General features: G+C 29.7%; 20 protein-coding genes. 9 read left to right on the top strand and 11 right to left on the bottom strand.

The features are described from left to right. Positions 1 to 46: 46 nt before the first annotated feature. Positions 47 to 1,162, bottom strand: a complete 1,116-nt coding sequence (locus EGM88_RS05495; protein ID WP_123896965.1) for an N-acetylmuramoyl-L-alanine amidase family protein — start codon at positions 1,160 to 1,162, stop codon at positions 47 to 49. A 114-nt stretch (positions 1,163 to 1,276) separates the two neighbouring features. Here EGM88_RS05495 and EGM88_RS05490 point away from each other — a divergent pair, with 114 nt between their 5' ends. Then, complete coding sequence (locus EGM88_RS05490) at positions 1,277 to 3,949, top strand: putative LPS assembly protein LptD (RefSeq protein WP_238988386.1); 2,673 nt, start codon at positions 1,277 to 1,279, stop codon at positions 3,947 to 3,949. A 27-nt stretch (positions 3,950 to 3,976) separates the two neighbouring features. Here the strand turns inward: EGM88_RS05490 and EGM88_RS05485 are convergent, their stop codons facing one another. After that, positions 3,977 to 4,615 carry an HAD family hydrolase gene (locus tag EGM88_RS05485; protein ID WP_162497547.1) on the bottom strand — a complete coding sequence of 213 codons (639 nt, stop codon included), beginning with the start codon at positions 4,613 to 4,615 and terminating at the stop codon, positions 3,977 to 3,979. A gap of 139 nt (positions 4,616 to 4,754) precedes the next feature. Continuing rightward, entirely contained in the window at positions 4,755 to 5,888 is a 1,134-nt protein-coding gene (gene bshA, locus EGM88_RS05480) for an N-acetyl-alpha-D-glucosaminyl L-malate synthase BshA (protein ID WP_123896962.1), read from the bottom strand. Between the two features lie 99 nt (positions 5,889 to 5,987). On the opposite strand from bshA, the gene EGM88_RS05475 reads away from it, so the two are divergent. Both EGM88_RS05475 and EGM88_RS05470 read left to right on the top strand, forming a co-directional pair. Continuing rightward, the gene (locus EGM88_RS05475) at positions 5,988 to 6,626 is read left to right on the top strand and encodes an NUDIX hydrolase (protein ID WP_123896961.1); all 639 of its coding nucleotides are present in this window, start codon (positions 5,988 to 5,990) and stop codon (positions 6,624 to 6,626) included. Between the two features lie 134 nt (positions 6,627 to 6,760). Beyond that, on the top strand, positions 6,761 to 7,576 hold the full coding sequence (locus EGM88_RS05470; RefSeq protein ID WP_123896960.1) for a lysophospholipid acyltransferase family protein: 816 nt from the start codon (positions 6,761 to 6,763) through the stop codon (positions 7,574 to 7,576). Between the two features lie 71 nt (positions 7,577 to 7,647). On the opposite strand, the gene EGM88_RS05465 is transcribed toward EGM88_RS05470, so the two are convergent. Next, positions 7,648 to 8,118, bottom strand: a complete 471-nt coding sequence (locus tag EGM88_RS05465) for a Dps family protein (protein ID WP_123896959.1) — start codon at positions 8,116 to 8,118, stop codon at positions 7,648 to 7,650. A gap of 114 nt (positions 8,119 to 8,232) precedes the next feature. On the opposite strand from EGM88_RS05465, the gene EGM88_RS05460 reads away from it, so the two are divergent. Next, on the top strand, positions 8,233 to 9,171 hold the full coding sequence (locus EGM88_RS05460) for a LysR family transcriptional regulator (protein WP_123896958.1): 939 nt from the start codon (positions 8,233 to 8,235) through the stop codon (positions 9,169 to 9,171). Positions 9,172 to 9,183: 12 nt separating this feature from the next. Here EGM88_RS05460 and EGM88_RS05455 read toward each other — a convergent pair whose 3' ends face one another. The 4 genes from EGM88_RS05455 to EGM88_RS05440 all read right to left on the bottom strand — a co-directional run bounded on the left by EGM88_RS05455 (position 9,184) and on the right by EGM88_RS05440 (position 11,350). Then, a complete protein-coding gene (locus tag EGM88_RS05455) occupies positions 9,184 to 9,387 on the bottom strand; it encodes a hypothetical protein (RefSeq protein ID WP_123896957.1) in 204 nt (67 codons plus the stop codon). Between the two features lie 146 nt (positions 9,388 to 9,533). Continuing rightward, positions 9,534 to 9,803: a hypothetical protein gene (locus EGM88_RS05450; RefSeq protein ID WP_123896956.1), complete on the bottom strand. Its 270-nt coding sequence runs from the start codon at positions 9,801 to 9,803 to the stop codon at positions 9,534 to 9,536. Between the two features lie 107 nt (positions 9,804 to 9,910). Next, the gene (locus tag EGM88_RS05445; RefSeq protein WP_123896955.1) at positions 9,911 to 10,891 is read right to left on the bottom strand and encodes a type I phosphomannose isomerase catalytic subunit; all 981 of its coding nucleotides are present in this window, start codon (positions 10,889 to 10,891) and stop codon (positions 9,911 to 9,913) included. Positions 10,892 to 10,900: 9 nt separating this feature from the next. Next, positions 10,901 to 11,350, bottom strand: coding sequence for a peroxiredoxin (locus EGM88_RS05440; RefSeq protein ID WP_123896954.1), 450 nt, complete (start codon positions 11,348 to 11,350; stop codon positions 10,901 to 10,903). A 132-nt stretch (positions 11,351 to 11,482) separates the two neighbouring features. Between EGM88_RS05440 and EGM88_RS05435 the strand changes: the two genes are divergently transcribed. After that, the gene (locus tag EGM88_RS05435; RefSeq protein ID WP_203229430.1) at positions 11,483 to 12,505 is read left to right on the top strand and encodes an adenosine deaminase; all 1,023 of its coding nucleotides are present in this window, start codon (positions 11,483 to 11,485) and stop codon (positions 12,503 to 12,505) included. After that, positions 12,492 to 13,517, top strand: a complete 1,026-nt coding sequence (mgrA, locus tag EGM88_RS05430) for an L-glyceraldehyde 3-phosphate reductase (protein WP_123896952.1) — start codon at positions 12,492 to 12,494, stop codon at positions 13,515 to 13,517. The genes EGM88_RS05435 and mgrA overlap by 14 nt, the downstream gene beginning before the upstream one ends. A gap of 69 nt (positions 13,518 to 13,586) precedes the next feature. On the opposite strand, the gene rlmH is transcribed toward mgrA, so the two are convergent. Continuing rightward, the gene (gene rlmH / locus EGM88_RS05425) at positions 13,587 to 14,060 is read right to left on the bottom strand and encodes a 23S rRNA (pseudouridine(1915)-N(3))-methyltransferase RlmH (protein WP_123896951.1); all 474 of its coding nucleotides are present in this window, start codon (positions 14,058 to 14,060) and stop codon (positions 13,587 to 13,589) included. Between the two features lie 203 nt (positions 14,061 to 14,263). Between rlmH and nadC the strand changes: the two genes are divergently transcribed. Further along, positions 14,264 to 15,124, top strand: coding sequence for a carboxylating nicotinate-nucleotide diphosphorylase (nadC, locus tag EGM88_RS05420; RefSeq protein ID WP_123896950.1), 861 nt, complete (start codon positions 14,264 to 14,266; stop codon positions 15,122 to 15,124). A 22-nt stretch (positions 15,125 to 15,146) separates the two neighbouring features. Here the strand turns inward: nadC and EGM88_RS05415 are convergent, their stop codons facing one another. Continuing rightward, a complete protein-coding gene (locus EGM88_RS05415) occupies positions 15,147 to 15,791 on the bottom strand; it encodes a protein-L-isoaspartate(D-aspartate) O-methyltransferase (RefSeq protein ID WP_123897185.1) in 645 nt (214 codons plus the stop codon). 86 nt (positions 15,792 to 15,877) lie between these two features. Here EGM88_RS05415 and EGM88_RS05410 point away from each other — a divergent pair, with 86 nt between their 5' ends. Both EGM88_RS05410 and EGM88_RS05405 read left to right on the top strand, forming a co-directional pair. Continuing rightward, positions 15,878 to 16,852: a Gfo/Idh/MocA family oxidoreductase gene (locus EGM88_RS05410; RefSeq protein WP_123896949.1), complete on the top strand. Its 975-nt coding sequence runs from the start codon at positions 15,878 to 15,880 to the stop codon at positions 16,850 to 16,852. Between the two features lie 145 nt (positions 16,853 to 16,997). After that, on the top strand, positions 16,998 to 17,888 hold the full coding sequence (locus EGM88_RS05405; protein ID WP_123896948.1) for a 3-hydroxyacyl-CoA dehydrogenase family protein: 891 nt from the start codon (positions 16,998 to 17,000) through the stop codon (positions 17,886 to 17,888). Between the two features lie 96 nt (positions 17,889 to 17,984). Here the strand turns inward: EGM88_RS05405 and EGM88_RS05400 are convergent, their stop codons facing one another. Further along, on the bottom strand, positions 17,985 to 19,094 hold the full coding sequence (locus EGM88_RS05400) for an efflux RND transporter periplasmic adaptor subunit (RefSeq protein WP_123896947.1): 1,110 nt from the start codon (positions 19,092 to 19,094) through the stop codon (positions 17,985 to 17,987). Between the last annotated feature and the right edge of the window lie 53 nt (positions 19,095 to 19,147).

Below are 19,147 nucleotides of genomic sequence, written 5' to 3'. Positions count from 1 at the left end.
TTAGCAATATTACTAATAATTTCCGTGAATAGAACGATTTGTTTTTTTACTTAGATGCTAACGCCTCCTTAACAGAAATCTTTTTTTTATTTTTAAAAGCAACAATAAATGCTCCTTTATACCCTTTTGATTTTGCCTCTGCTCTATAAGCCAATGCTTTATTATAGTCAGAAGTAAACCCATAATAATATTTATGATGTGCCCCAACTCTAACACGCTCTACACCTTTTAAACCTTTAAAATTATAATGTTCTGTACTAATTCTTTTAGTACTTGAAGCAATTTGTACTTTAAAATCAACACCTTTAATAATTCTAGTTTTTGATTTGTTGTCTTCTTTAGGTTCTTTTTTTACAGGTGGCACATCAACAACCGTATTAGCATCAATTTGCTTCTTATAAGATTTAATAGCTTTATAGATAGATTTAGCTACTTCCTGTTGACCTTTTTTTGAATTTAAATAAGCCCCTTCTAATTTGTTTGTTAAAAAACCTGTTTCTATTAATACACTAGGCATAAAAGTATTTCGAAGTACTAAAAAACCGGCTTGTTTTACCATTCTATCTTTTCTACCTAAACCAACCATATTTTTTTGAATTAAACTTGCCAATGCTAAACTTTGATCTAAATATTCTTCTTGCATTAACGTTAAGCCTATTACAGCTTCTGGTGAATTAGGATCAAAACCATCATAATTTGCTTTGTAATTGTCTTCTAATAATATAACCGAGTTTTCCTTTTTTGCAATCTCAAAATTTCTATCATTTTCATGTAATCCCAATACAAATGTACCCGCTCCATGAACAGAAGATTTATGGAAAGCATCACAATGAATAGAAACAAACAAGTCTGCTTTTGATTTTTGTGCAATACTACCTCTTTCGTGTAATTCTACAAAAGTATCATCGTCTCGAGTATAAATTACTTCAATACTATTATCTGCTTTTAGTAACTTACCTACTTCTAAAGCAATTTTTAAAACTATATCTTTTTCTGAATATCCATTCCCTGTATTTCCTGGATCTGTACCTCCATGACCAGCATCTATTACTACCTTAAACTTCTGTTGAGCATAAATAGTAGAAGTCTGAAGCCCTATAATTAAAACAAATAATAAAAATATAAATTTCTTATTTGTTAATCTAGAAAACGAATTATTCATAAAAATATTAATTATTAACTATTCTTTAGGTGAAACGGCTTAAAAAATATATGTAAGTTTGTAATTTCAAAAACTAAGCCAAATTTAACGTTTACAAAAATACTATTTATAGCATTGCAATCAAATTTTAAGTATATAGTTTTTGTTTTCCTTTTTTTAGGGATAAGTTGCCTGTCAATAAATGCTCAAAACATAAGTCAAAAAAGGGATTCTCTAAAACCAGTTAAAAATCAAATTGTAGGAATTAAAGGTTTTTCTTTTAGTGACACCATCAATCTACCTGATGCTTCAACCCTAAAACCTATTGATACCACTAAAGTAGACTCAATTCAACCAAAAGAATTTTTAGAAGATAATATTATTAAAAAAGCTTCTGATTATGTTCAAAACGATTTTATCAATAAAAAAGCTATTTTATATAACAACGCAGAAATTTATTATCAAGATATTGAGCTAAAAGCAGGTACAATTACTATTGATTATGAAAAAAACTTAGCTTATGCCAAAGGAATTATTGACAGTACTGGAACATATGTTCAAAAACCTAAATTTAAACAAGCTGGACAAGAAAGTGAACAAGATTCTCTAGTCTATAATTTTAAAAATGAAAAAGCTATTATCTATAATACCTCAACGGTTCAAGAAGGTGTAATTGTTAGAGGAGAAATTACTAAACGTGAAAACGACTCTGTTTTTTATTTAGATAAAGCTCATTTTACTACATCTACAAAAGAAAAACCTGATTATGAGATTGTTACCAGAAATATTAAATTGGTACCCGGTAAAAAAATAGTAGGAGGACTTTCTCAACTTAAATTGGCAGATGTACCCACACCAGCTGTTTTACCTTTCTTTTATGTACCGCTTACTAAAGAGCGTTCTGTTTCTGGATTTTTAATTCCTACTTGGGGCGAAAACAGTAATCAAGGATTCTTTTTACAAAATGGTGGGTATTATTTTGCTATTAATGATTATGTTGACCTTGCCGTGTTAGGAGATGTTTACACCAATGGGAGTTGGGGTATGCGATTTGAATCTAATTATTCTGTTCGTTATCGTTTTTCAGGAAATTTTAGTTTACGATTTGAAAATTTAATCACTGGACAACGTGGATTTAGCAGTTATAATAAAAGAAATAACTTTTATGTAAGATGGTCACATAGTCCATCGACACAAGCTTCACCAAATTCTCGTTTTTCAGTTTCTGTAAACCTTGGTAGTAGTAAGTACTTTCAAGAATCGTTAAACGAATATAATATTTCACAAAGTGTTACCAACAGTTTTAATTCTTCTATAAATTATTATAAAAAATTTGTTGGTACCCCTTTTAATATGAACCTAGCTTTAACTCATAGCCAGAATACCAATACTGAACAAATTGATATGACTCTGCCTTCTTTACAAATAGGAATGGATAGAATTTACCCATTTGCTCCAAAATCAGGAGCAAAGAAAAATGCTATTCATAACATTGGCTTAAGTTATAATTTTGATGCTCAAAATAGGGTTTCTACTACTGATGATTCTTTTTCTTTAAAAGATGCTAAATCTGGTGCAAAACATACCGTGTCTGCCAGTACGAATATGAAAGCATTAAAGTACATTACGCTCTCTCCTTCTATAAACTATAACGAAGTTTGGTATTTAAAAACAGTAAACCAAAGATATAATCAAGATCTTGATGAGATTGAAAGAGACACCATTAATAAGTTTGATTCATTTAGAGAGTACTCAGGTGGAGTTTCCGCTTCAACTACCATTTATGGAATGTTTAATTTTAAAAAAGGAAGATTACAAGCAATTCGTCACGTAATGCGTCCTTCTGTTTCCTTTAATTATAGACCTGATTTTAGTTATTTTTATGACGAAGTACAACAGAGCGAAGACCCTAATGATTTAGCTGAATATAGTCGTTTTGACGGAGGTATATATGGTTCTCCTTCTAGAGGATTATCTAGCAGTATTGGTCTTAGTTTAAACAATACTTTTGAAGCAAAAATGATGTCTAAAGATTCTACTACCACAGAACCAAAAAAAATTACCTTATTAAACAACCTTAACTTCTCAACTAGTTATAATGTTGCCGCTGATTCACTAAGATGGAGTCCTGTTAGGGTAACAGCAGGAACCTCTTTATTTGACAATCAATTAAGTTTAAATGCTAGTGCAACTTTAGACCCTTATGCACTAAGTGCAAGTGGTAGAAGAATTAACACTTTTAATATTAATAATGATGGTAGTTTGTTTAGGTTAACACAAGCTAATATGTCTGCCAGTTATTCTTTATCTAGTGATACATTTCTAAAAAAAGATGCCGACCCAAAGAAAAATGAAAAACCTGGAGGTTCACAAAGTGATGGTGAGAGTCTTTTTGGAAATGATTTGACAGCGAGAAATACTAAAGATGATCAAGAAGAAAGCACAACAAAAGTAGCTAAACTTTATGGAGCTACTTTTCCATGGAAATTAAGCCTTAGATATAATGTTGGGTATTCTAATTCTAATAGGCAAAACGAAATATCAAACAACTCTCTTCAATTTTCAGGTAATGTAGAATTATCTCCTAAATGGAGCGTTGGTTTATCTTCGGGTTACGATTTTAAAAATAAAGGTATCACATTTACCAATTTAAGTTTTGAACGTGATCTTGATAGCTGGAGAATGAGTTTTAACTGGGTACCTTTTGGAAATAGCACAACTTATTATTTCTTTATTGGAATAAAATCTTCTGTGTTGAGTGATATTAAGTATGATAAGCGTAAGGTACCAGACAGAACGTTATTTTAAAGTTTTGTAATTCTTTTCTATGGTTATTTATAAACCTAAAATACGTTCTAAATCTCTCATCTTTTTAAAAGTAGAAACATCAACATTTTTTAACGTTGTTTTATTACTCTCATTTTCCAAAGCAAAAACATCAAAACCTCCTGCTTTAGCTGCAGTAACACCAGGCAAGCTATCTTCAATTACAACACAGTCTTCTGGAGAAAATCCCATAGTTTTAGCTGCATGTAAAAATATATCTGGTTCTGGTTTCCAACTCTTAATTTCGTAACAACTAAAAATATTATTATCAAAATAGGGTAACAGATTAGTGATTTTTAAATTTAATTTAATTTTATTTACAGGGCCGCTAGAAGCAACACAATAAGGTACAGTTAGTTTTTCTAACAATGCTTGAACACCATCTATAGGTTGTAAATCACGTTGAAAAGCCTCGAAGGATAATTTTCTATAGGTATCTTCAAAATTATCAGGTAATTTTTTACCAATTTCCTTTTCTACTAAAGCAAAATTATCTTTTAAAGCCAAACCAGTAAACAAATCAATAGCAGTTTCTATATTAATATGGTAATCAACTGTTTTTAATAAATCTACCATTACCTGTGTAGAAATAGCTTCACTATCTACCAAAACACCATCACAATCAAAAATAATACATTTATACTTCAAAATTAACTTCTATTTTTTAATGCTATTAATACCTATTTTACTAAGACTAACTTTTTGTTATATAATTAAAACATACCATTCTGCAACAATAATTGTTTACAAAACAAACTCTAACTACAATTTATAATGATGCCATTATTTAACAACAACCAGCTTTGACTTCTCTATAAACAGCTTCATATTGTGGCAATATTTTATCGATAACAAAATTCTGAGCATTGGCATAAGCCTTGTCCTTGAATTCAATCAATCGTTTATCATCTTCTAATATATAAATGGCATTTTTAGCCATGGCTTCCGTATCACCAACATCACTTAAAAAGCCCGTTTCACCATTAATATTTACCTCTGGTAAGCCTCCTGAATTAGATGAAATAACTGGTGTTTTTGCGGCCATAGCTTCAAGAGCTGCCAAACCAAAACTCTCAGTTTGCGATGGCAATAAAAATAAATCTGATAAACATAATATTTTACCAATCTCAACACTATTTCCTAAAAACTTAACACGATTAGATATACCCAATTTCATTGCTTTTTTTTCTGCACCATCCCTTTCAGGACCATCACCTACCATTAATAATTGGGCTTTCATCTTTTGCTGAATTCTGTAGAATATATCAATCACATCATCAATACGTTTTACAGGTCTAAAATTACTGATATGAGTAATTATTCGTTCATCTTCTTCAGCCAAATTACCTCTTAAACATTCATCACCACCCAAAGCATCATATTTTTCAAAATCTATAAAATTATAAATAACTTTAATTTCTTTTTTAATATCAAACAGCCTTATTGTATCTTTTTTTAAACTTTCTGAAACAACGGTTACTGCATCAGAATGATTAATACTAAATTCAACGGCTTTTTTATAGTTTGGATGACTTCCTACTAATGTTATATCTGTACCATGAAGAGTAGTTACAACCGGAACATCTATACCATCAGCTTTTAACATCTGCTTTGCCATATAAGCGGCATAAGCATGCGGAATTGCATAATGCACATGCAACAATTCAATGTTATGTAACTTTACCATAGCTACCAATTTACTAGATAGAGCAAGTTCATATGGTTGATAATGAAACAAAGGATATTCTTCAACAAAAACTTCATGAAAATGAATATTATTTGACAAAGCATTTAACCTAACTGGCTGGTTGTAAGTAATAAAATGCACTTCATGTCCTTTTTTTGATAATGCAATACCCAATTCTGTTGCCACAACACCACTACCCCCATAGGTAGGATAACACACAATGCCTATTTTCATAAATTAATGTTTTATTCTTATGTCGAAATAATTTTCGAATTCTTTCAAGAAAATTAATTGTAATTTTGAATTAAAATTCGTGTAAAACTAAAAATTTTAATGGACTTCAACTCTTTTTTATCACAAATAAATAAATTAAAAAAAATACCATTAGGCGGAATAGAATCTCAATTTAAAATGGCTCCTGAATTGAGAAAAAATTTTTCATCAGAAGACATTCAAGAGCGAAACCCTAAAGAGTCAGCAGTATTAGCATTATTTTATCCTGACAAAACCAATACAACAAAAATCCTTTTAATGCTAAGGTCTAACTATAAAGGGGTGCATTCAGCTCAAATTAGCTTTCCTGGAGGAAAAAAAGAAGATACCGATAACAGCTTATTAGAAACTGCTTTACGAGAAACCAAAGAAGAAATTGGTATTGATAAAAAAGAGATTACAATTATAAGAGAAATCACCAAAACATATATTCCTCCAAGTAATTTTTGGGTATATCCATTTGTAGGATATACAAATAAAGTTCCTTCTTTTGTAAGTAATTATGAGGTTGAAACATTAATAGAAGTTCCTATTAGTGATTTAATAGATGACCGTTCTTTAGGACTTAAAAATTTATCTACTTCATACATGAAAAACATTGATGTACCGTGCTTTAAATTAAACAGTTACATTGTCTGGGGAGCCACAGCTATGATTTTGAGTGAGATTAAAGATTTGTTTAAATGTCTAAATTCATAATTTCTTTTGTAAATTTGATTTTCATCAACCCATAGAATTTGAAATGACATGCATACTAATCAATATCACTTTAATCTTTAAAATGTTAAAAATAACAAGCCGTCTGACTGATACTAAATTATAAATACTAACAGATGAAATTGTTTAAACAAGACCCTTTTGGCAATGCCCTTTTTCTTAAAAAGTTTTTAATAAGAGTACTAGGAGCTATCTCTCATGGGCGATACCAAGGATTTAATAAATTAGAAATAGAAGGTTCAGAAATACTTAGAAAGTTACCCGAAAGAAATGTTTTATTTGTTTCTAATCATCAAACTTATTTTGCTGATGTAGCAGCAATGTTACATGTTTTTAACGCCTCATTAAGCGGTAGAGAGGATTCTATTAAAAATGTGGGATATATCTGGCAGCCAAAATTAAACATTTACTATGTAGCTGCGTTGGAAACTATGAAATCAGGCATTTTACCTAAAATATTTGCATACACAGGGTCAATATCAATAGAACGCACTTGGAGAAGTAAAGGTAAAGATGTTAAACGACAAGTAAAAATGTCTGACATTAGCAATATTGAAAAAGCTTTAAAAGATGGTTGGGTAATCACTTTTCCACAAGGTACTACAACTCCTTTTAAACCTATTAGAAGAGGAACCGCTTTTATTATTAAAGAAGCAAAACCAATTGTAATACCTATTGTAATAGATGGTTTTAGAAGAGCTTATGACAAAACCGGATTACAACTAAAAAAACGTAATATTTTACAATCTATGGTAATAAAACCACCAATGGATATTGATTATGAAAATGATTCTATTGCTGATATAGTAACAAAACTAGAATATGCGATAGAACAACACCCTTCTTTTTTAAAGGTTCTACCAGTACCAGAAGAAGAGTACGTAAAACATGAAGCTGCTTTAGATAAAAAAAGAAAGTTTTGGGATTATTAAAATAATTATTACAAAAAAAATTTCGGGCTTTTACCCGAAATTTTAATTTTTTTTAATGTTAGTCAAAGACACTATGCCAACCAAGATTTAAACATCCAAATTGTTTTCTCTTGTTCCGAAATAAAATCACTCATCATAGCATTTGTTCCTTCATCATCTGCTTCTGCTGATTTATCTAAAATAGCCCGTTCAATTTGAATTATTTCTTTAAGAGAAGATACTACTAAATTAACAGCTTCAACATCTTTTGAAATATTTTTTCCAACAGGCACTTTTGCCAATTTAGAATAATCGTCAAAAGTATGTAGTGGCGTACCTTCTAAGGTTAAAATACGCTCCGCAACTTCATCAATTTTTACTTGAGAATCATTGTATAACTCTTCAAATTTTTCGTGCAACTGAAAAAAGTTTTTACCTTTTATATTCCAGTGTAAACCTCTCAAACTTTGATAGTAAACTTGATAATTAGCTAGTAATATATTCAAATCTTCTGCTAATTCATTTATTTTTGACTCGCTTAATCCTAATATTTTTGTGTTCATAATTACTTTGTTTTTAATTCATTACAAATATAATTAAAGATAGGCTGAAAAAACCATAACTACCATTGATAGTTTTTATATTTTTATAGCCAAAACCTATATTAAAAATTAAAAATGACTATTACACAACTTACTTATTTACTTGCAGTTGCAGAATATAAAAATTTCACATTAGCCTCTGAAAAGTGTTTCGTAACGCAACCCACTTTAAGTATGCAAATTCAAAAATTAGAAGAGGAATTAGATGTTACTATCTTTAATCGTAAAAAAAAGCCAATTGAACTAACACCTATAGGAGAAAAAATAATTGAGCAAGCTAAAATTATTGTTGACGAAAGTAATAGAATTAATGATATTGTAGATCAACAAAAAGGTTATATTGGAGGTGATTTTAATGTGGGAATTATACCAACAATTATGCCTTCGTTATTACCTCTATTTTTAAAAACATTTATAAAAAAATACCCTAAAGTTAATCTAATTATTGAAGAATTAACCACTGAAGAAATTATTAGAAAATTAAATGATGGATATTTAGATGCGGGTATTGCTGCCACACCACTTGAAGAACCTTCTATAAAAGAAAAAGTACTGTATTACGAACCTTTTGTAGGTTTTTTACATAATAATCATAGGCTTTATTCAGAAAAAAACATATCCGTTGAAGATTTAGATATTGATGATATTTTACTACTGGAAGATGGGCATTGTTTTAAAGATAATATTATTAACTTATGCAATAGTTTTAAAAAGAAAGATCCTCATAATTTCAGAATAGAAAGTGGAAGTTTTGATACTCTAATAAAATTAACAAAAGAAGGCTTAGGCATGACTTTATTACCATACCTTCAAACCTATGATTTAAAAGAAAGTGATCAAAAATTGGTACGTTCTTTTAAAAATCCTGCTCCATCAAGAGAAGTGAGTATAATTTATCACAAATCGCAACTAAAAATACAATTAATAGATGCCTTAAAAGAGGTAATTGATAGTTTAATTAGGGGTGTAATAGCCTTTAGTGACGTTAAAATTATAAGCCCACTAAGAAAATAAAATGCAAAAAAATTACCTTTTCGGCTTTACAAGACTCATACAAACGTATAATTCTGGCTTATTAGCCGTAAATTGCTGTAGCCAAATTTTTAATTCATCAATTTCGTAAGGTAATAATCGGTTTAAAGCTTTTTCCAATTCTTTGCAAAACAGTTCTGCATTAAAACTAACTTTTTTTAGAACCGTTTTAGTGTATTCAAATATTGCTCTAGCCATTTTAAAAAATAAGTTTAATTGGTTATGCTACACATAAATAACATATGATAAACATTAAATTTACAACGCTAAAGTTAATCAATTATTTTAAGTCAATGTGTTAAAGTTTTTCTTAAAAAAATAGAACACATTGACTTAATTTAAATTTATAATTTCTCAATTTTATCTAATAGAGCTTGGCCTTTAGTTTGAAGTTCTTCTTTTATAGCTTTAAAATGTGCTTTTTTATCTTCAACCTTCTTGGTATTCACCTTTTCTATAAGCTCATCAAAAATAGAGATTGCTTCATCAATAATACTTTCTGCTTTATCTTTATTTTTAGAATCATCTTGTAAAATTTGCCATTGATAACACTCTTCAATAACATCAGATAAAACGTAATTAATATCTTTTTTTAAATTCTTTACACTTGCCATTTTTTATAATTTTATATGTTCACAAATTGATTTAAACTTAACGTTTTAACTAAAAATTAAATCCTTGCAAATTTAAGTTAAAAACCAATAACATTAACTTTTATAATTTATTTAATATACACCTCTAATACTTCTGATTTTTCTTCTGATTTTAATTGAAATTTAGAAAGACATGCCGGCATCAAAACGGTTTCTCCTTCATTTATGATTACTTCTTTTGCATCATTATAAATAATGGTTGCTTTCCCTTTAACAGCCATATAAATAACAAATGAATCTTTATTTTCATTGTTAATAGCAATGCTTCCATCCAAATTAATAATATTTGTAGTAAAATACTGACAATCAACTATGTTTTTACTCTTATTTAATTCTGGTTTATAACTAGTTGCATAGTTATCGATAGCATTGTAGTCAATAGCATCTAATGCTAATTCAGTATGCAATTCCCTTTCATTACCTTGGTCATCTTTTCTATCCCAATCGTAAATTCTATAAGTTACATCACTGGTCTGTTGAATTTCAGCTAACAATACTCCTGCTCCAATGGCATGAATTCTTCCTGTAGGAATGAAGTAAACATCTCCTTTTTTTACTTTATCTACATTTAAAATTTCTAATAACGATTTATTTTCTAAATGTTTTAAATATTCTTCTTTATTAGAATTCTTTTTAAATCCAACTATTAAATTAGCATTTTCATCTGCTTGCATTACGTACCACATCTCAGTTTTACCAAAAGAGTTGTGTCTTTCTTTTGCAAGTTTATCATTAGGATGTAATTGAATACTAAGTGCTTCTTTTGCATCGATATACTTTATTAATAGAGGAAACTTAATGCCAAACCGTTGATACACTTTTTTTCCTAGTAAAATCTCTTTATATTGATCAATCAAAAAAGTTAAAGACTTTCCCTTAAATTTTCCATTAGCAACCACAGAAACATCTCCTTCTACATCAGATAATTCCCAGCTTTCACCAATATTCTCCTTTTCTGTTTTTTTATGTAATACAGTATTTAATTTATTACCCCCCCAAATTCTTTCTTTTAAAATCGGTTCAAACTTCAATGGATAATGTACACTCATAACTTAAATTTATTTTAATTTTGATAACGCTTCAGATATATGTTTTTCAGCTCCAAACTGACTATTAAATATATGGATAATTATTCCTTTTTTATCTACCACGTAAGTAACACGTCCTGGCAATAGACCTAACATACTTTTGGGCACACCAAATAAATCTCTAACTTTATTATCTGTGTCTGCTAATAATGAGAAAGGTAAATTGTACTTCTCAGCAAATTTTTTATGCGACTTTACATCATCTGCACTAATTCCAAACACTTTTACATTTAAATCAGTAAAAGCTTCATATTCATCACGAAACTTACAAGCTTCTTTTGTACAGCCAGGCGTATCGTCTTTAGGATAAAAATAGATAACCATTGCATTTTTACCAATATAATCATCAATATTTATTGTGTTATTATGTTGGTCTTTTAAAGAAAACCGGGGAACAGTACTACCTACTTCTATTTTCATTTTTTGTGGATATATATATTGAATTACAAAGAGTAATAGTAAGATAATAATAATGCTAGTGAAAATCTTTCTAATCATACTACAAATGTCGACAATTTAAGGTTAATCTTAAAATTTGTTTTAACTTTGAATATGATTAATTTTATAAATAACTTACCAAAAGCAGAATTGCATTTACACATTGAAGGCTCTTTAGAACCTGAATTAGTATTTGCATTAGCAAAACGAAACAATATTAAACTTAAATACAATTCTGTTGAGCAATTAAAAGCCGCTTACGAATTTGATTGTTTACAAGACTTTTTAGACATTTATTACCAAGGTGCCTCCGTTTTAATTACTGAAGCCGATTTTTACGATTTAACTTATAGCTATCTTCAAAAGTGTGCAGCACAAAACATTAGACATACCGAAATTATGTTTGATCCGCAAACACATACAGAACGAGGAATTGCATTTAAAACTGTGATTAATGGCATTTCAAAAGCTTGTATAGATGCTAAAGAAAAATTAAACATATCTTCTTTATTAATTATGAGTTATTTACGACATTTAACTGAAGAAGATGCTTTTAAAACTTTAGAAGAGTCATTGCCATATAAACATTTAATTACTGCTGTAGGTTTAGATTCTTCAGAAAAAGGAAATCCTCCCTCAAAATTTGAACGCGTATTTAAAGCTTCTGTGAAAGAAGGTTATATACCTCTTGCCCATGCAGGTGAAGAAGGTCCGTCTGAATATATTTGGGAAGCTCTAGATATATTAAATATAAAAAGAATAGATCACGGTAATAATTGTTTACACGACAAAAATCTTATACAAGAAATTATAAAAAGAGACTTGGCATTAACCGTTTGCCCACTTTCAAATACAGCTTTACAAGTGGTTGATGATTTAAAAAATCATCCTCTAAAAAAAATGATGGATTTAGGTTTAAAAGTAACAGTAAACTCTGACGATCCAGCCTATTTTGGCGGACAACTCAATCAAAATTTTATTGAAATTCAAAAAGCTTTAGAATTATCAAAAAGACAACTCTATGAATTAGCAAAAAATTCCTTTAAGTACTCTTTGTTGAGTAATAACGAAAAGCAAATTTATCTTGACGAACTAAAAACTTTTTACTCAAAACAAGACAACTATGCAAATAAATGATAAATCAGGATTAACAGAATACAAAGCATCTTCTGAGCGATATAACATTATGAAATATAATAGATCTGGAAAAAGTGGATTATTACTTCCTGCTATTTCGTTAGGTCTATGGCATAATTTTGGTGAAGTTGACAACATGCTTAATGCACGTTATATTTTACGGACTGCTTTTGATTTAGGCATTACTCATTTTGATTTAGCTAATAACTATGGTCCTCCTTTTGGGTCTGCAGAAGAAACATTTGGACTTATTTTTAAGAAAGATTTTAAGCAATATCGTGATGAACTTATTATCAGTACTAAAGCGGGTTATGATATGTGGCCTGGACCATATGGAAATTTAGGTTCTAGAAAATATCTAATTGCAAGTATTGACCAAAGCTTAAAAAGAATGGGCTTAGACTATGTTGACATTTTTTATCACCATAGACCTGACCCTGACACACCTTTAGAAGAAACAATGATTGCTTTATCAGATATTGTACGGCAAGGTAAAGCATTATATGTAGGCATATCTAACTACCAAGCCAAAGAAACTGCTGAAGCTTCAAAACTATTAAAAGAATTAAAAGTGCCTTTTGTTATCCATCAAGCTCGATACTCATTATTTGACAGATGGGTAGAAAAAAGTTTATTAAATACATTAGATAATAATGGGTTGGGGTGTATTGCATTTTCACCGTTAGCACAAGGAATGTTAACGGACAAATATTTAAATGGCATCCCTAAAGACTCTAGAGCTTTTAAAAATTTCACTTATTTAGATACTGCCCAAGTAGAAAATAATCTTAACAAAATTCAAGAGTTAAATAAAGTCGCCAAAAATCGCAATCAAAAACTATCACAAATGGCAATTTCTTGGCTATTGGCTCAAAAAAATATTACTTCTGTTTTGGTTGGGGCCAGCTCTCCTAATCAACTAAAAGAGAATGTTAAATCTTTAGATAATTTAAAATTTTCAAAAGAAGAACTTAACATAATTGATGATATTTTAAATTTTTCGGGCAAGTAAAACCCCACTAATAGTTCTATAAAAAAACTACCCCTCTCTAAAAAAGAGGGGTACAGTATTTCTCTCCTTTTATTCATGATGATAAGGTTCATTTTTTAAAATTGTAAATGCCCTATACAATTGTTCTACCATAAACAAACGAATCATTTGATGCGAGAAGGTCATCTTTGATAAAGCAATTTTACCTTGTGCTTTTTGATATAATTCATCTGAAAATCCATAAGGCCCACCAATTACAAAAACCAACTGTTTAATGCCTGAATTCATTTTTTTTTGTAAGTATTTTGAAAATTGAATTGATCTAAATTCTTGTCCTTTTTCATCCAACAAGATCAACACATCAGTTGGAGACAGTCGCTGTAATATTAATTCTCCTTCTTTTTCTTTTTGTTGGTTTTCAGATAAGTTTTTTACCTTTTTTATATCAGGAATTATTTCTAAATCAAATTTTATATAATGATTAAGTCGCTTTTGATAAATAGAAATTAATGCTATTAAATTTTTATCATCAGTTTTACCTACAGTAAGTAATTTTATTTTCATATTACGAAAATAAGAATTAGATTTTATTATTCAGTAATATAAAAAATAGGATAGCAATAATAAAGTTTTGATTTAACATTAACTTCTACAAGATTTTCTCATCAAAACAAAACTGAGTACACTCCAAAAAATAATACTAAAAAATCTACTAGTTTTCATAGTTGTAACATTTAATTTATATTTTTGTTTTTAAACTTCAACACATGATAAGCGAACAACAATTTCAAAATGAATTAGATCTTATAATAAAAAATGCCATTAGAGAAGATGTAGGTGATGGTGACCATAGTTCTTTGGCTTGTATTCCGTCTGATACAATAGGTAAAGCTAAATTATTGGTAAAAGATGAAGGCATTATTGCTGGTGTTGAATTTGCTAAAATGGTATTTAAATATGTGGATGCCGATTTAAAAGTGGAAACTTTAATTAAAGACGGAAGTTCTGTAAAATTTGGAGATGTTGTTTTTTATGTAGAAGGCCGTTCGCAATCTATTTTAAAATCTGAAAGATTAGTATTAAATGCTATGCAACGTATGAGTGCCATTGCTACAAAAACAAAATCATTTGCCAATCTATTAAAAGGAACAAAAACCAAAATATTGGACACTAGAAAAACAACACCTGGCATTAGAGCCCTTGAAAAATGGGCTGTAAAAATTGGTGGTGGTGAAAACCATAGATTTGCACTCTATGATATGATTATGTTGAAAGATAACCATATTGATTTTGCTGGCGGATTAACCAAAGCAATTGAAAAAACAAAGCAGTATTTAAAAGATACTAATCGTAATTTAAAAATTATAGTAGAAGCTAGAGATTTAAATGAGATTAAAGAAATATTGCAAACAGATGGTGTATATCGTATTTTAATTGATAACTTTAATTATGAAGATACCCGAAAAGCGGTAGAACTTATCGGAGATAAATGCTTAACAGAATCTTCTGGTGGAATCAATGAAAATACCTTACGGAACTATGCAGAATGCGGTGTAGATTATATATCTTCTGGAGCACTTACACATTCTGTTTACAATATGGATTTAAGTTTAAAGGCTGTTGAATAACTTAAAAACAAAAATCATAGACTTATTTAGCACTCTCTTTTAGCATAGGTACAAATCGAAATTCACCAAACTCATGCTTTTCAAATTCACTTTTGTCTTTTCTTATAAATAAAGTCATGATTTGAACATCTTCACCTACAGGAATAACCAACCTACCTCCAATCTTTAATTGACTTAACAATGGTTTTGGCACAAATGGAGCACCAGCTGTAACAATAATTTTATCAAAAGGAGCATATTCAGACCACCCCTTATAGCCATCTCCATGTTTTAATTTTTTAGCAACATAACCTACTTTAGGTAAAAACTTTTTTGTTTTTTCATACAATTCTTTTTGTCGCTCAATACTGTACACTTCCGCTTTTAAATCAATTAAAACGGCTGTTTGATAACCAGAACCAGTGCCAATTTCAAGTACTTTATCTTTCGGATTTATCTGTAATAACTCCGTTTGAAACGCAACAGTAAATGGCTGTGATATAGTTTGATCTGCAGCAATGGGAAATGCTTTGTCTTGATAAGCAAAATCAATAAATCCAGAATCCATAAACAAATGTCTAGGAATATTAGAAATTGCACCAAGTACATTTTTATCTCTAATCCCTTTGCTTTCTACTGTCTTAACTAGTTGGTTACGAAGTCCTTTATGTTTTGGGGTATCATGCATCATAATGTTCCCAAAGTAAATAAATATTCTTATTAAAAACCAATTAAAAAAGTGTTATTTACTACCTTTGTTAAAAATATTAATTTATGCTTAAAGTTGGTGTATTAGGTGCAGGGCATCTTGGTAAAATTCATTTAAAATTATTACAGCAATCAGAAAAATATGATTTGGTCGGTTTTTATGATCCCGACAGTGAAAATGCAAAAAAAGTTGAGGAAGAATTTGGTTATAAATCATATCCCTCAATTTCTGAATTGATAGATGCTGTAGAGGTAGTAAACATTGTCACTCCTACTCTATCACACTTTAATTGTGCTGAAGAAGCAATAACTAAAGGAAAACACATTTTTATAGAAAAACCAATAACACACTCTGTTACTGAAGCAGAAGCCATTAGAACATTAGCTAGTAAATACCATGTAAAAGGTCAAGTAGGGCATGTAGAGCGTTTTAACCCCGCATTTACTGCAGTTAAAAAATCGATAAAATCTCCAATGTTTATTGAAGCTCATAGATTGGCTGAGTTTAATCCACGAGGTACAGACGTTCCTGTTGTGTTAGATTTAATGATTCACGATATTGATATTATTTTAAGTGTAGTAGATTCTGAAGTAAAAAATGTACACGCCAGTGGTGTAGCAGTTATTAGTGAAACACCAGATATTGCTAATGCTCGAATAGAATTTGAGAATGGATGTGTTGCTAATTTAACTGCAAGCAGAATTTCTTTGAAAAATATGCGTAAAGCTCGTTTTTTTCAAAAAGACGCCTATATTTCTGTAGATTTTTTAGAAAAGAAAAGTGAACTCGTTAAAATGAAAGATGCTCCTGAAAATCCTGATGATTTTGCAATGATTCTTCAAAATGCAGAAGGTGTTAAAAAACAAATTTATTTTGAAAATCCAGATATTGAGCCGAACAATGCCATTTTAGATGAGCTTGAAACTTTTGCTAATGCCATTGAAAATGACCTTAGACCTGTGGTAAGTTTAGGACAAGGAGCAAAAGCTTTGAGAGTAGCTCAAGAAATAATTGATAGCTTTTCAATTACTACAAGTTAAAAATAAATACTACTTTTAATACCTTTGGTATTATAAAACACCAATTTTTAATTAAAAATGGGTTCTTACATTTTTTAGTAGGTTAATGCTTATTTTAATGCCTAAAAACTAAAATTAATAGAACTTAATTACTAATCTATTTATAATGAAAAACATAGCAGTTATAGGAGCCGGAACTATGGGAAATGGTATTGCCCATACTTTTGCTCAATTTGGATATCAAGTTAATTTAATAGACATTTCAGAAACTTCTTTAGAAAAGGGATTGTCAACAATTACTCGTAATTTAGATCGAATGTTGGCCAAGGAAAAAATCAGCAATGAAGCTAAACTGCAAACCTTAGCGAACATTAAAACATATACAACACTAAATGATGGTGTTAAAAATTGTGATTTAGTGATTGAAGCTGCTACTGAAAATGTGGATTTAAAACTAAATATATTTAAAGAATTAGATACCATTTGTAATACTGAAACCATTTTAGCAACAAACACATCTTCAATTTCTATTACTAAAATAGCTTCAGTTACTAAACGACCAGACAAAGTTATAGGAATGCACTTTATGAATCCAGTACCTATTATGAAATTGGTAGAAGTTATACGTGGTTATTCTACATCTGACCAAGTTACCTCTACAATTATGGAACTTTCAAAAGAATTAAAAAAGGTTCCTGTTGAAGTTAATGATTATCCTGGTTTTATTGCCAATCGTATTTTAATGCCTATGCTTAATGAAGCTATATACTCTCTTTACGAAGGTGTGGCTGGTGTTTATGAAATTGATACTGTTATGAAACTTGGAATGGCTCACCCAATGGGCCCTTTACAATTAGCCGATTTTATTGGATTAGACGTTTGTTTATCTATTTTAAAAGTACTTCACAATGGGTTTGGCAATCCTAAATATGCACCTTGTCCGCTATTAACAAATATGGTTATGGCTGGAAAATTAGGTGTAAAATCAGGTGAAGGATTTTATGATTATTCTGAAAGTAGAAAAGCGGAAAAAGTTGCAAAACAGTTTATTCAGTAGATGTTAACCTTGATAAGGTTCAAAGGCCATAAATAAAAAACCTCCATTTAATTACAAATGGAGGTCTTGTTAACTAAATATAATTGAGTTAGTTATTTAGTTATTTTCATTTTCATCTAACTTTTTAGAAACTTTATTCCATACTTTAATTTCATCATCTTCAGTAATTCCACTTACAACTTCAACATTAACACCATCTGAAATACCAATTTCAATGTCTTTTCTTTCATATTCGTTGTCTCCAGTTTTAACTTCAACAAATGGCTTTTCTGTTTTTCTATCGAATTGTAATAAAGCTTCTTTAATTGACAGAACACTATCTTTTTTCTCTAAAACAATATCTGCATTTGCACTATACCCTGCTCTTACAAAATAAGCCGAGTCTAATGAAACATCTGCCTTTATTTTAAATTGTACCGCACCATTTTCTTCAGTACCTTTTGGTGCTATAAAAGTTAGTTTAGCTGGAAATTTCTTTTTATCTATTGCTCCAAGAACCACTTCAATATCTGAATCTTCTTTCAGTTTACCAACTTGAGCTTCATCTACTTGACCTTCAAAAATCATTTTATTCATATCGGCTATAAAAGCAATAGTTGTACCTGCATTAAAATTATTACTTTCTATTACCTGATACCCTTCTTTAACTGGAATTTCCAATATCATACCTGAAGTAGTTGCTCTAATATTGGTATTTGCTGCTCCACCAGAACCAGAAAATCCTTTTTTAACAATTTGATAATCATTTTGAGCATTTTGTAAGTCTTGTTTGGCTTGATTATATGCCAATTCAACATTTTCAAATTCTGCTCTAGAAATTACACCTTTTTCATACAATGCTTTATTTCTATCAAAAGCAATTTTAGCATTATTTAATTGAATTTGTATGCTATTAATTCTTCCTCTAGCACTACTTAACGATTGCTCGTTAGGCACCACTCTTACTGTAGCTATTAGATCTCCTTTTTTAATTTTAGCACCTTCTTCTACATATATTTTATCGATAATACCAGAAATTTGTGGTTTTATCTCCACTTCTTCTAAAGGTACAACTTTACCTGTAGCTACTGCTTTTCTTTCAATAGTAGCTTTATAAGGTTTTTCAGTTTCAAACTCAAGAGCAGGTTTGCTATTCATTTTACCGAACCATATTAAAACTAATACAAATGCCGCAGCGATTACACCAAATATGATTTTTTTCTTCATTTTAAATTTATTTTCAGTTGATTTTTTTTATTTTGCTATACATTATTTTTTTA

Source organism: Aureibaculum marinum (assembly GCF_003813905.1).
Taxonomy (GTDB): domain Bacteria; phylum Bacteroidota; class Bacteroidia; order Flavobacteriales; family Flavobacteriaceae; genus Aureibaculum; species Aureibaculum marinum.
The sequence above is the reverse complement of the archived record's forward strand: the minus strand, read 5'-3'. Positions and strand labels throughout refer to the sequence as shown.

Bases quoted from the DNA above. Each gene is read 5' to 3' on its own strand.
- mgrA (WP_123896952.1), top strand. From the start codon at position 12,492: ATGCAAATAAATGATAAATCAGGATTAACAGAATACAAAGCATCTTCT.
- EGM88_RS05465 (WP_123896959.1), bottom strand. From the start codon at position 8,118: ATGAACACAAAAATATTAGGATTAAGCGAGTCAAAAATAAATGAATTA.
- EGM88_RS05495 (WP_123896965.1), bottom strand. From the start codon at position 1,162: ATGAATAATTCGTTTTCTAGATTAACAAATAAGAAATTTATATTTTTA.
- EGM88_RS05435 (WP_203229430.1), top strand. From the start codon at position 11,483: ATGATTAATTTTATAAATAACTTACCAAAAGCAGAATTGCATTTACAC.
- EGM88_RS05445 (WP_123896955.1), bottom strand. From the start codon at position 10,891: ATGAGTGTACATTATCCATTGAAGTTTGAACCGATTTTAAAAGAAAGA.
- EGM88_RS05450 (WP_123896956.1), bottom strand. From the start codon at position 9,803: ATGGCAAGTGTAAAGAATTTAAAAAAAGATATTAATTACGTTTTATCT.
- EGM88_RS05460 (WP_123896958.1), top strand. From the start codon at position 8,233: ATGACTATTACACAACTTACTTATTTACTTGCAGTTGCAGAATATAAA.
- EGM88_RS05405 (WP_123896948.1), top strand. From the start codon at position 16,998: ATGAAAAACATAGCAGTTATAGGAGCCGGAACTATGGGAAATGGTATT.
- EGM88_RS05400 (WP_123896947.1), bottom strand. From the start codon at position 19,094: ATGAAGAAAAAAATCATATTTGGTGTAATCGCTGCGGCATTTGTATTA.
- bshA (WP_123896962.1), bottom strand. From the start codon at position 5,888: ATGAAAATAGGCATTGTGTGTTATCCTACCTATGGGGGTAGTGGTGTT.
- EGM88_RS05410 (WP_123896949.1), top strand. From the start codon at position 15,878: ATGCTTAAAGTTGGTGTATTAGGTGCAGGGCATCTTGGTAAAATTCAT.
- EGM88_RS05470 (WP_123896960.1), top strand. From the start codon at position 6,761: ATGAAATTGTTTAAACAAGACCCTTTTGGCAATGCCCTTTTTCTTAAA.
- EGM88_RS05440 (WP_123896954.1), bottom strand. From the start codon at position 11,350: ATGAAAATAGAAGTAGGTAGTACTGTTCCCCGGTTTTCTTTAAAAGAC.
- EGM88_RS05475 (WP_123896961.1), top strand. From the start codon at position 5,988: ATGGACTTCAACTCTTTTTTATCACAAATAAATAAATTAAAAAAAATA.
- nadC (WP_123896950.1), top strand. From the start codon at position 14,264: ATGATAAGCGAACAACAATTTCAAAATGAATTAGATCTTATAATAAAA.
- EGM88_RS05415 (WP_123897185.1), bottom strand. From the start codon at position 15,791: ATGCATGATACCCCAAAACATAAAGGACTTCGTAACCAACTAGTTAAG.
- EGM88_RS05455 (WP_123896957.1), bottom strand. From the start codon at position 9,387: ATGGCTAGAGCAATATTTGAATACACTAAAACGGTTCTAAAAAAAGTT.
- rlmH (WP_123896951.1), bottom strand. From the start codon at position 14,060: ATGAAAATAAAATTACTTACTGTAGGTAAAACTGATGATAAAAATTTA.